The 12,160-nt window shown below is 35.0% G+C and carries 10 protein-coding genes; 2 read left to right on the top strand and 8 right to left on the bottom strand.

Translation table 11 applies throughout. The features are described from left to right. Nucleotides 1-56: 56 nt before the first annotated feature. On the top strand, nucleotides 57-1,256 hold the full coding sequence (locus MTT30_RS00245) for a molybdopterin molybdotransferase MoeA (RefSeq protein ID WP_429800580.1): 1,200 nt from the start codon (nucleotides 57-59) through the stop codon (nucleotides 1,254-1,256). Nucleotides 1,257-1,274: 18 nt separating this feature from the next. Then, nucleotides 1,275-2,276 (top strand): TerC/Alx family metal homeostasis membrane protein, encoded by a 1,002-nt coding sequence (locus tag MTT30_RS00240; protein ID WP_429800579.1) that lies wholly within the window; start codon nucleotides 1,275-1,277, stop codon nucleotides 2,274-2,276. Between the two features lie 121 nt (nucleotides 2,277-2,397). On the opposite strand, the gene MTT30_RS00235 is transcribed toward MTT30_RS00240, so the two are convergent. The 8 genes from MTT30_RS00235 to yedF form a co-directional block, all read right to left on the bottom strand. Further along, the gene (locus MTT30_RS00235; RefSeq protein ID WP_429800578.1) at nucleotides 2,398-2,961 is read right to left on the bottom strand and encodes a MotE family protein; all 564 of its coding nucleotides are present in this window, start codon (nucleotides 2,959-2,961) and stop codon (nucleotides 2,398-2,400) included. Beyond that, entirely contained in the window at nucleotides 2,961-3,383 is a 423-nt protein-coding gene (locus MTT30_RS00230; protein ID WP_429800577.1) for a flagellar export protein FliJ, read from the bottom strand. The genes MTT30_RS00235 and MTT30_RS00230 overlap by 1 nt, the downstream gene beginning before the upstream one ends. Next, complete coding sequence (locus MTT30_RS00225) at nucleotides 3,380-4,630, bottom strand: adenylosuccinate synthase (protein ID WP_429800576.1); 1,251 nt, start codon at nucleotides 4,628-4,630, stop codon at nucleotides 3,380-3,382. The genes MTT30_RS00230 and MTT30_RS00225 overlap by 4 nt, the downstream gene beginning before the upstream one ends. 2 nt (nucleotides 4,631-4,632) lie before the next feature. After that, entirely contained in the window at nucleotides 4,633-5,499 is an 867-nt protein-coding gene (locus MTT30_RS00220) for an ATP phosphoribosyltransferase regulatory subunit (RefSeq protein ID WP_021090725.1), read from the bottom strand. Beyond that, entirely contained in the window at nucleotides 5,499-9,593 is a 4,095-nt protein-coding gene (locus MTT30_RS00215; RefSeq protein ID WP_429800575.1) for a diguanylate cyclase domain-containing protein, read from the bottom strand. The genes MTT30_RS00220 and MTT30_RS00215 overlap by 1 nt, the downstream gene beginning before the upstream one ends. Before the next feature lie 146 nt (nucleotides 9,594-9,739). Beyond that, the gene (locus MTT30_RS00210) at nucleotides 9,740-10,369 is read right to left on the bottom strand and encodes an NAD(P)H-dependent oxidoreductase (RefSeq protein WP_429800574.1); all 630 of its coding nucleotides are present in this window, start codon (nucleotides 10,367-10,369) and stop codon (nucleotides 9,740-9,742) included. Between the two features lie 94 nt (nucleotides 10,370-10,463). After that, complete coding sequence (gene selD / locus MTT30_RS00205) at nucleotides 10,464-11,486, bottom strand: selenide, water dikinase SelD (protein WP_429800573.1); 1,023 nt, start codon at nucleotides 11,484-11,486, stop codon at nucleotides 10,464-10,466. Beyond that, entirely contained in the window at nucleotides 11,483-12,082 is a 600-nt protein-coding gene (yedF, locus tag MTT30_RS00200) for a sulfurtransferase-like selenium metabolism protein YedF (protein WP_107709236.1), read from the bottom strand. The genes selD and yedF overlap by 4 nt, the downstream gene beginning before the upstream one ends. Nucleotides 12,083-12,160: the final 78 nt, after the last annotated feature.

The following is a 12,160-nucleotide window of genomic DNA, read 5'->3' as shown; positions in this document are numbered from 1 at the left end:
ATTTTTTTAAGAGCAAAGTAGATAAAATATGCAAAAATTTCATAAAAGGGATAAAAATGAAAGATTTTATGAGCTACGCAGATAGCCTAAAAATTTTAAAAGATACTATAAACGAGTGGGATAAGATAGAAAAAGTGGCCATCACAGACGCACTTGATAGAAATATAGCCTACGATATTACAGCCGCTGAAAATTACCCAGCAAAGCCGGTTTCAGCGATGGATGGATACGCTTTTGCCTTTAAAGATGGTCTAAGCGAGCTTGAGCTCATCACAGACCTGCCTGCTGGAAGCGACAAAGGACTAGTCATAGAGGACAGTAAATGTGTAAAAACTTTCACTGGCTCACTAATGAGCGAAGGCACTGATACACTTGTACCGGTAGAAAATGTCGAAGTTAGCGGCTCAAAAATAATCATCAAAAAGAGCGTGCCAAAGGGTTTTGCCGTGCGCGAAGTAGGAGAAAGCTACAAAAAAGGTGAAATTTTGATCAAAAAAGGCACACGTCTAACCTACGCCGAGATAGCACTTCTTGCTGAGCTTGGTGTCTTTCATGTAAGCGTTTTCATACGCCCAAGAGTGGCGATACTAGCGACTGGAAGCGAGATAAAAGACCTTGGCGAGCCATTAGAAAATCCAGCACAAATTCACAGCTCAAATCACGTAGGCATCGCTATGCAGATACGCAAAATGGGTGCAGAGCCGATCCTTTGCGAGATCGTAAGAGATAAGGCCGAGCTTGTCGAAAAAGCGATCATAAACGCACTAAAATCAGCTGATATATTAGTGACGACTGGTGGCATAAGCATGGGGGACTATGACTTCGTAAAAGGTGCTTTAAATGAAAATTTTAGCCTTATCATCGAAGGTGCCGCCATAAAACCGGGTCGTCACATCAGAGTGGCAAAGTCAGGCGATAAATATATCTTTGCACTGCCTGGATTTCCGTACTCGGCAATGGTTATGTGTGTGCTTTACGTGAGGGTCCTAATAAATGCATGGTTTGGTCAAGAAGAGCCAAAGATCACGGCGATAATGGACGAAGACTATAAAAAACGCTCACCATTTTTAGAATTTACAGCTGTAAATTTAGAAAATCGTGAAGGAAAAAATTTTGTAAATCTAAATGGCAAAAAGCTTGGCAGTTCAGCGATCGTAAATAATTTAACAAACAAAGCCGCACTTTTAATGATCCCAATGGATAAAGAAATTCTTAAAAAAGGCGGAATAGTAGAAGTCTTGATGATGCCTTACTAAAAATTTTAAGGATAAAAGTTGAACGCGTCAGAAATTCAAACAATTATAGTTTTTCTTATAATGGCATCACTTGCCTTTGGAATAGATCTTTTTGCTCATAAACATGATGAGAAAATTTCACTAAAACAAGCTGGCATTTGGTCTATCTTTTGGATAGGAGTTTCGGTACTTTTTGGCATATATCTATATTTTGAGCGAGGCAGTGAAATAGCAAGTCTTTATTTTGCAGGATATGCGCTAGAAAAGTCACTCTCAGTAGATAATCTTTTTGTGATGATGGCAATTTTTTCATGGTTTAAGATACCTGAAATTTACCGACACAGAGTGCTTTATTTTGGCGTTATAGGAGCTATGATATTTAGGCTCATCTTTGTAACCGTAGGTACAATACTTTTTGCCATTTCGCCTTGGATGGAGCTAATATTTGCAGCAATAGTCGCATATAGTGCCGTAATGATGATAAAAAAAGATAAGTGCGATGAGGATATAAAAGATTATTCAAACCATATAGCTTATAGGGCAGTTTATCGCTTCTTTCCGGTTTTACCACAACTTTTTGGACATAGTTTTTTTGTTAAATTTAGCAAAATTTCTAAGCAAATTTCAGATAGTCAAAAAACTACTCTTAACGATCAAATTTTAAGGCTAAAAGCCACTTGGATAGCAACACCATTATTTTTGTGTCTTTGCGTGATTGAGCTAAGCGATGTGATATTTGCTTTTGATAGCGTTCCGGCTGTCATTGCTGTGAGCAAAGATCCTGTGATTGTTTATTCAGCGATGATATTTGCGATACTTGGGCTAAGAACGCTTTATTTTGTGCTTGAAGCACTCAAAAATTTTTTAAAGTATTTAGAAATTTCTGTGATCGTGCTTTTGTTTTTTATCGCAGCAAAGCTAGCTGTAAATGCGACTGCTCATATCTTTCATCATGGTTTTGAAATTTCTGCACAAATTAGCCTTTTTATCATTCTAGCCATCCTTGGAGTTGGTGTCCTAGCAAGCTTGGTTAAAAAATAACTACCATAAAAAGTATACAAGCTAAAGTTAGGTGAGCTTAAAATTAAAAATTTATAAGCATAGAGCTTTATATTTTGGTGTCTAAATTCTTTAAAATTTTGCTTGCTTATGTAAAGATTGATTACTGTATATTTATGCTACCGGCTGGAGTTGGCATATCGCCTTTTTCATCAGCAAATGGTGGTCCTTTTTGAAGCAAAGTGGTGATCTCGGATGCTACTTTTGGATCCATTTTTACCATGATAGTTGATATCTTTTTGGCATCAAGAGCATAAAGTATGGTGGCTGCATTTGATCTAGGCATTTTAGAGAGCACCTCAGCTGCCGCGCCATCTTTCATCTTAGAATACGACTCATTGACTTTATCACTAGTCATTGTGCGAAGTTCTTTTAAAATTTTCTCATTTTTGGCGACCACTTCATCGATCTCTTTGCGTTTTTGCTCGATCACTTTCATTGTCGCATTTAGATCAGCTTCTTTTTTGGCAAGCTTTTTATTATTTTCTTCATAGGCTGCTGCTGAGCTTGCGCGAAATACCTCTAAAGCTTGGCGCTGTTCATCTATAATTTCAAGTTCCTTTGAAATTTCTTCTTTTCTAGCTTCAAAAATTTGCGTACAGTCAACTGGTACTTCAAAACAAAATGCAAAATTTAAAATAGTTAAGAGTAATAAAACTGCTCTCATCACAACTCGCTCTTAGCTGTAAATTTCATCACCGCAAACTCATCAAGTGCAAGTGCTTCGGCCTTTTGTATGCGTTTTATCTCTTTTTTAAACTCTTCTTTTTCTAGATATTTCATCTTTTCGTACTCTAAATTTGCATTTTTATATTTATGTTCGTAATGCGAAACCTCTTTTTTAGCTATTTCAAGGCTCTCTTTGCAGGCATTTAGCTCTTGCCTTACTATCTTTATAAACTCTAAATTTTCCTTTAGCTCGCCTATATTGCCACTTTTTGGCAAGCAAAATTCCTCAAGCCTTGCTCTTAAATGCACTAAATTTTCTTCAAAATTTCTTACATTAAGCCTAGCAACGGCGAGCTTCGCCTCTACTTTATTCATCTCTTGTTTTTTTACGCGGACGATAGAGGTAAATTTGCTTTTCATCTAATGATCGTATCGCTTCTTTCAGGGCTTGTTGAGATGTAGCCGATCTTTACGCCAGTTAGCTCTTCTATTCTCTCGATATAAGCTCTTGCATTTGCTGGCAGATATTCATATTTGCTTATACCTTTTACGCTATCCCAGCCTGCAAGTTCTTCATAGATAGGAGTTGCATTTTCAAGATCTGTCGGCATATAATCGATAGTTTCACCATTATATTGATAAGCTTTGCAAATTTTTACCACCTCAAATCCATCAAGTACATCAAGCTTCATAAGCGCATAAGTATCGACACCGTCAAGTCTTGAAGCATATTTTACACTCACAGCATCAAACCAACCACAACGTCTGCGGCGGCCTGTTGTTGTGCCAAATTCCTTACCAATATCGCACATCTTATCGCCACTTGTGCCTTTGTCTTCTGTTGGGAAAGGACCAAAGCCAACACGAGTCGTATATGCCTTTATGACGCCTATTACTTCACCGATTTCTTTTGGATTTAGTCCAAGACCTGTGCAAGCACCTGCACTTATGGTATTTGAGCTAGTTACGTATGGATATGTGCCATGGTCGATATCTAAAAGCGTGCCCTGAGCGCCTTCAAGTAATACCTTTTTATTTTCATCAAGTGCCTTCCACACTAGGTTTGTAGTATTTGCGATAAATGGAGCTAAAACCTCTTTATATCTTTTTAGCTCTTCAAGTAATTCATTCTCATTAGGAATTTTTACGCCAAGTGCGTCAAATACGCATTTATTTGTCTCAAAATCATGCATCAAAGCATCGCACAAACGCTCCGGCTCAAGTAGCTCGCCTACTCTGTGGCCACTTCTACTTATTTTATCAGCATAAGTTGGTCCTATGCCTTTGCCAGTGGTACCGATTGCTTTTTCGCCTTTTAGTCTCTCTTTTGCTTGATCGATTTGGCTGTGATAGCTTAGATTTAAATGTGCTTTATCGCTAATATAAAGCCTTCCCTCTAAATTTTCAAACTGTGCCATTTCAGTGATTAACACTTCTGGACAAACAACAACGCCATTGCCAATGATGTTTATGATATTTTTATGCAAAATTCCACTTGGAACAAGGTGAAGCGCGTATCTAACGCCATCAACCCAGATCGTATGACCGGCATTATGGCCGCCTTGTGAGCGACAGATCATGTCATAGTTTAGTCCTAGCATATCAACTATCTTGCCCTTGCCCTCATCACCCCATTGAACTCCAACTACTAAATCAGCCTTTCTCATTCTTACTTCCTTAAATTAATTTTTTCTTCTATCAATGCATCTGTATAAACAGCAAAACCACTATTTATTTTTCCGTCTATTTCGTAGCTGCCGCCACTTGCTATTATGCTGTTATTTCTTAAAAATCTAAAAAATAAACTATCGTAATATCTCATTTTCGAGTAATATAGCGGAACTATTCTTAAATTTTTATATTCTAAAGCACTGGCTAAATTTCTCAAATTTTCAAGCGGTTCTTTTAGTTTGCTTGGAGAAATTTTAATCACTTCATCCAGTTCATCAACTGACTTTAAAAGAGCAAGAGCGCTTAGCCATGGAACATTTTGAGATAAAATTTTCTCCATTTGTCCATTTTCAAAAATTTCAATAGGCACGCTTAAAATTTCACAAATCACTCTTGGAATTTGTATATTGCTCACTTGCAAAAATGTATCCATTTTTAGCTCATTAAGAAGCTTTGCTACGATATTTATGCTTTTTAAAACATCATTTTCACCGATTAGCTCGGCTCCAATTTGATAAATTTCTTGACTTGGATAGCGAAAGACTGGCTGGATATAAAACCATCTTTTTGATTCATTTGCCTTTAGCCTTCTAAGCACGATCCTTACAGTATCTACCGTACTATCAGCTCTTAGACTTATTTCGTGATTTAGGCTATCGCTAAAACGTAAAAGATTTGTCGCATCTACACTTAAATGCTGGTGATATGAGAAAAATGGCGTTACGATCTCGCTAAAGCCTTCATTTTCTAAAATTTCACTAGCTTTTTGCTCGATTTGCCTCTTTAGCTTTGCACTACTGGCAAAGTACAGCTTGCTTCCATTTGGGATTTCATGCTCATAAACATTTAAAGCATTTTCATTCATTATTTATTCGCTCCACTCAAATTTAGATCATTATCGCATAACAAAATTGCCTCATTAGCTAAATTTATTACGTTCTCTTTGTCTATTTTTACAAGGATCGTATCTAAAATTTCAGCTAATTTTTCATTTATTATTCTGATATCATCTACTTGATTTGCTATTTCGATTTTTAATTTTTCGCTTACTTTTTCATCGCATTTAAGCAAATTTATCAAACGAGTCATAAGCTCTTTTGCACCTACTATTTTGCAAAGCATATTGTAGTTCTCATCATCTTGAAAATTTCTTACATTTAGCGGAGATGATAGAGCAAATTTAAATTTGAGCACATCATCCAGGCTAAGCTCTGGCGCAAAAAGCCGTCCTTGAAATCTACTAAAGCCAAATCCAACAAAAATTTCAAGCATGCTTTTATCTTCTAAATTTTTTATCATGACATCAAAATCAAATGTATCTGATACATACTTTATCATGCGTATGGTCTTTAGCGCTTCTACTGAATCAAAAATCTGTTTGCAAAATCTTTTATCTATATTGAATCTGTTTGTTTTTAACATGCCTAAAGCTTCTACCGAGCCTGAATAAGATGCAAAATCATCAAGCGAAAAGCTAACGCCTAACTCCTTATAAGCATCAATATATCTAACAATATCATCTAAATTTACGCCACTTGCGGAGTCAACAATATCTATGATTAGCCCATTTGCATCTAGCTGCTCATCTTCTAAAAGCTTTTTAAATTTCTCAAAAAACTCAGAAGTCATTAGCTTTTTAATGCACAAATTTACTCTAACTTTTGCATTTATTCCCTCTTTTAGCCATACAGCCCTAGCTTTTAAAGCATCTTTTAGTGTAAATAGTGCGATAGCAACAACTGCTTTTGAGCCTTTTGCAAGAGGTAAGAAGTCTGATGGCCTTAATATCTTATCGCCATTTTTCCATCTAATAAATGCCTCAAAGCTGCTAACTTCCCCGCTTTTTATATCAATCTCAGGCTGATATAGTAAAAACATCTCGCCAGCATCGATAGCTTCAATGATCTTTGAGTCATCTCTATATTCATTTTTAAAGTATGTATCTTTTTTCGAATTAAATACATAATATTTATTTTTTCCATTAAGCTTTGCTTGATACATAGCCCAATCGGCTCTTTCAATTAGATCATCAACGCTAAGCGCATCGCTACTTAAGCTAATACCAATACTTACGCTAAGTTTTTTCTCATCATCATCAATAGAAATTTTACTCTGGCCCACTCTTAAGATGTTCTCAGCAGTTTCGTAAATTTCTCCCAAATTTTCATAAGGCATAGCACCTATAAACTCGTCTCCGCCTATTCTTGCAAATATTCCTTGTTTTGGGAAAATTTCATCTATTTTTTTTGAAATTTCTATTAGGATTTTATCGCCTACTTGATGTCCGTATCCGTCATTTATCGATTTAAAATTATCAAAATCGACATAAAAAGCTGCTATTTTTAAGCTTTTTTTCGCTTGTTTTAGTAGATTTTCTAGCTTATTAAAAAGTAAAAATCTATTTGGTAGCCCAGTCAGTGTATCGTGATATGCGATAAATTCGAGATACTCTTTATTGTAGCAGTCATCATTTGCGCTTGAAGCTAACAAAATATATCCCTCTTGATCGCCAAATGCGTTTAAAAGCTTGCTTATACTTATGACTTCGAGTCTATTTCTGCTTCGAACATCATGAATAAGACCTTGCCAAAAGCCAGTTATTTTAAGTGAATTTAAAATTTCATCTTTAATATCTTTTAGTCCGTTTTTAAAATTTATTATATCTTTTGAGTAAATTTTCTCTATAAAATTTTTATCTCTAGAAATGTCAAGCGTATCGAAAAAAGCGTCATTAGCATCTATGATTCTAAACTCATCATCAAGCATAATAATCTGCTCTTTTGCGTATGAGAAAATTTTTGCTAAAAGGTCTTGATAAGAAAAAAAGCTATTTTGCACACTAAGATCTTGCATTGTGCCCTTTATAACGCTTGCTTCACCATCATAAAAAGCTATTGCTTTTGCTCTAATCCTTACATAAATAATCTCTTTATCAGCCCTATAAAAACGAACTTCGCCATCATATACTTCATCTTTTTTTATAAGATCAAAAAAGTCCTTAAAGCTTACAAATTCATCTACAAATATAGTTTTCGCACGTTCAAAATTTATACTCATATCCCCATTTAATGCATATCCGAGCGACTTGGCGATAGCATTTGGGATATAAAGGGTGTCGCTTTTTTTATCCCATGAAAAGACAAGCGCTTGGCTTGCCCAAAGTATGCTTTGAAAATATTTTAATTCAGCATCGTATTTTTCTTGCAACTTTGCTATATCACTTAAGTCATTAAAAAAGTAGATGATCTTTCGCTCTTTATCAGCACCATTATCAATAAATTTTACTTTTATCTTAAATGGCGTTTTGTTGTTTTCATTTGTTTGCATATTGGCTACGAGATTTATCTCGCTATTTTTGCTACCTTTTTCAAAGAATTTTTTAGATTCATTAGAAATATTTACAGCAAACTCATCTAAACTTTCAGGGCTTATTAGATCTTTTAAATTTATAAGCTTCTTATCTTGTGCGACTTTAAAGACGCTATCGATATTTTGCGTACTTCTTACGATAGAAAATGGATCGCTGCTTAATGCTTCTGCTATTACATTTGGCGATAAAAACGAATAATCATTTATTGCTTCGTTATCCATTTTCGTAAATTTTTCATCGTCAAGCTCGTGTATAAGCATAAAATTTAGCCTAGAATCCCTTAGCTCGATCTGCGACTCTTGTAAAAATCCCTCTTTAGTGCCGCCATCTTTTGTTTTTAGCTTGATTTTAAAACTCATATCGCTATTTTGAGCATCTTGTTTCATTTGCATAAACAATGCAAAATCGTCATCTATTAAATCATTTAAATTTAGCTCTATAATCTCATCTTTTGTGTAGCCAATGGAAGACAAAAATGCATTACTAGCATCAATAATATCGCCGCTATAAGCATCATAAACTACTATTTTCAAAAAGCTTTGCTCAAAAATATAGCCAAATCTACTTTTGTATTCTTCTAGTCCGTCAGTTGCTTTTTTGGTTTCTATCTTTAGCTTGTTTATTCCATTTTTTATATCTTCAAATTCTGTTACATTAAGGCTTCGTCTTATCTCGTATTCATCACCATCTAAAGTATCTCTTACCTCTTTTAAAGCTGGCATTATTCTATTTTTTATAAATTTTACATCTCTAACCCATAAAATTAAAGAAGATATAAAACAAAAGATTGATAGCCAAAATAACACAAACTGCATAAAGATATGAAAATGCTTCGTTGAAGCTGTAATAACAAAAATTTTATACTCTGGCATATAGCTTATGAGATAAAAGCTCATATGGCTTAAAGAAAATATTATTTTATCCTCTTTAAACTCGTCGCCAAGACTCACATAAGGCAAAAACATCGATTCATCAAATTTTTTATAAAACTCATCTCTTGATAAATTTCCATATTTATCTACCAGATAAGCATAAGTTTTGCTTTTATCATCGTAATCTACATTAGTGTAGTTTTGCAAAAATTTTATATCAATTTGAACTAAAATGCTGCCTCCATTTTTTAGTCCATAAGATGCATAAATGTCTCTAAAACGACTGTTTTTATAAACTCGATCCGATACTGTAAATTTTCCAGCATCTGTCTCGTTTAAACTAAGCTGAGATAGATCATTTTCGGCTATGTCATTAGCACCTAAAAATCTCTTTGAATAGAGTAAATTTCTATTTTTATCAAAAACATAAAAAGCTATATAAAGATCGTTTTTTGTTGAATTTTTATCAAATAGCATATCGCTAAGACCTGCTTCAATCATTTTTGATTTTAAAAATAGATCGTTTTTTATTATAAAAAAGCTATTTGAGATTGATGATTTTATATTTGAATTCGTTGAGCTAAGATCATACTTTATATCGTTCGTGCCGGCACAAACTACAAATAATGCTAAAAATATAAATGAGAGTAGAAGTAAAATAGCCTTTGTATAAAACATTTTTACTATTTGAAGGCTGGTTTTTTGTTTCTCAAGCACGATAGACACCTCGTTAGTTTAGGTTTTGGCTCTGATTTTATCCCATTTTTACTTGATTTGGGTTTATAAAGGTAAGTATTTATTTAGAATTTATTGATTTATTTAAAATTGAGCCAAAAATTTATTTAAAATTTGGCTCAAATATCTTAATAGATCCAAGTAACGATATCAGAAATTTCTCTACGAAGTTTTTTTGGTTGTGGATTTAGGCGGTAGCCAAATGGCACCATAATAGCCACTCTTTGAAAGCTCTCATCAAGCCCCAAAAGTTCATTTAACGCGTGTCTGTCAAAGCCTTCTATCGGGCAACTATCAATGCCCAAACTTGCAGCTGCATTCATCATATTTGTGGCAATTATCATGCATTGTTCATGTGACCACTGAAATGTTAGCTCATCATCATTTTTAAAATTTGCAAGCAAAAAGTCATGATAAAATTTTTGCCTTGCAGCAATGGCTTCAGGATCTTTATTGGTATTTCTAGCGATCATTTTATTAACGTATGTGCTTCCAAATTTCACCTCTTTGATCTTAGCTAAAACGACAACTAAATGCGAGCAAGATGTGATCTGCACTTGGTTCCACGAAACGGCTTTTATTTTCTCTCTAAGCTCCTTATTTTGCACGACCAAAAAGTCCCACTGCTCAAGGCCAGTTGAGCTTGGGCTTAGTCTGCCAGCCTCTAGGATAAAGTCAAACTCGCCAGCGCTGATCTTTTTGCTCTCATCAAAAATTTTGCAAGCATGACGAAATTTTAAAATTTCAAGATAGTTCATTATCTCTCCTTTATAAATTTTTGACATTATAGGGCGGTTAGGTAAATTAAAAGATTTTTCTAACGCAATGAGATAGCATGCTATTTTTAAAAATTTATCTTAAAAATATACCAAACTCGCTCTTTGGCACCGCAGAGCCAACAATAGCCGAGCTTTCATAACCTACTTCTTTTAAGCGTTTTACTGCAAGCATCGCGTCCTTTTCACCAACTGCAAGCAAAAGCCCACCAGAAGTTTGTGCGTCAAATAGTAAAATATCAGCTTCCTTGTCTATAAAATGCTTTGCAAATTCGCGGTTTTTATAGCTTCCCTCTGGAATGATGCCCATATCTGCAAATTCCTTTGCACTTGCAATGATTGGCACATTTTTTTCATAAATTTCAAAACTGATCTTTTCATTTAGCATTTCGCTTAAATGCCCCAAAAAGCCAAATCCAGTCACATCAGTAGCGCCGTAAACTTTGATGTCATCAAGTGCCTTTAATGCATAAAAATTTAGCTGTGCCATGATAGTTGCAGCCTCTTTTATTTGCTCCATGCTTAATAAATCAGACTTTATTGCTGTGCTTAAAATGCCGCTTCCAAGAGGCTTTGTAAGTATCAAAACATTGCCATTTATGGCTGTATTATTTGCCCAAAATTTATCAGGATGCACCCTTCCAGTGACGCTAAGCCCATAATACATCTGCTGTGTCTCGATCGTATGTCCGCCAACGATAATGCCGCCACACTCTTTTACTTTATCGGCTCCACCTTGTAAAATTTCGCCTAAAATTTCAGGTGCCAAGTTACAACTATCAAAGCCTACGATATTTAGAGCATTTATCACCTCACCACCCATTGCAAAGACGTCGCTTAGGCTATTTGCAGCAGCGATTTGACCGTAAATAAAAGGATCATTTACCACAGGCGTTATAAAGTCAAGCGTTTGAACAAGTGCAAGATCATTTGAAATTTTAAAGACACTCGCATCCTCATTAGAATTGGTGCTTGAGAGCAGATTTGGATGAGATAAATTTAAACTACTAATCGTTTTGTTTAGACCCGACGGGTCAAGCTTAGCAGCTCAACCAGCGGCTCTAACGAACTGCGTAAGCTTTTTGTCGTGATAGATCATAATTTGATTTGCTCGTGAGTTGAGAGTATGTCGATGATCTCATAAGCATTTGAAATTTCGCCAATCGCAAGATCGCTTACTAGCTTATAAGCCTCCAAGCAGCTTCCGCAGCTTAAAATTTTAACACCAGCAGCTTCAAGATCTTTAAGCGGCTTAAAGCTTGGATGTGAGCGATTTGTAGTCATCTTTACAGCGTTATTTACGCAGATTATTATCTTTGGTTTTTTCTCAACTTGAAGAAAAGCTCCCAGGAATTTTGATAGTAAATTTATTCCTACTTCGCCACTTCCCGCGCGCTCTTCATTTAGATAGAGTACTTTATTATTTTTTGGTGTTATGTCGCAGACAAACTCATCAAAATTTGTAAGCTCAAGCACATTTTTGCCTTTTGTAGCTAAAATTTTAGTCTCATTGCCATTGCTTTCTAGGCTAAATTCTATATTTTGATTTTTTAAAAATCTTGAAATATTTTCTTTTGAGGCTAGTGCATTTACCAAAATTTCTAAGCTTTCACCTTCACTTAAGCCATCAAGTGCATTTTTTGTCATTATGACTGGTTTTGGACACTCTAAATTTCTACAATCAATTGTTGTCATGATTTTTCCTTTTGCAATTAGTATTTCAAACCTTGAAACTAGTTTGGATTATAGCCAAAAAAATATTAATTATTTTAA

The sequence above is a fragment of the Campylobacter concisus genome (genome assembly GCF_050447445.1).
Classification (GTDB): Bacteria; Campylobacterota; Campylobacteria; order Campylobacterales; family Campylobacteraceae; genus Campylobacter_A; species Campylobacter_A concisus_BI.
The sequence above is the reverse complement of the archived record's forward strand: the minus strand, read 5'-3'. Positions and strand labels throughout refer to the sequence as shown.

Coding starts and splice junctions, on each gene's coding strand:
- MTT30_RS00230 (WP_429800577.1), bottom strand. CDS start 3,383: ATGAAAAGCAAATTTACCTCTATCGTCCGCGTAAAAAAACAAGAGATG.
- MTT30_RS00235 (WP_429800578.1), bottom strand. CDS start 2,961: ATGAGAGCAGTTTTATTACTCTTAACTATTTTAAATTTTGCATTTTGT.
- MTT30_RS00220 (WP_021090725.1), bottom strand. CDS start 5,499: ATGAATGAAAATGCTTTAAATGTTTATGAGCATGAAATCCCAAATGGA.
- MTT30_RS00225 (WP_429800576.1), bottom strand. CDS start 4,630: ATGAGAAAGGCTGATTTAGTAGTTGGAGTTCAATGGGGTGATGAGGGC.
- MTT30_RS00210 (WP_429800574.1), bottom strand. CDS start 10,369: ATGAACTATCTTGAAATTTTAAAATTTCGTCATGCTTGCAAAATTTTT.
- MTT30_RS00245 (WP_429800580.1), top strand. CDS start 57: ATGAAAGATTTTATGAGCTACGCAGATAGCCTAAAAATTTTAAAAGAT.
- yedF (WP_107709236.1), bottom strand. CDS start 12,082: ATGACAACAATTGATTGTAGAAATTTAGAGTGTCCAAAACCAGTCATA.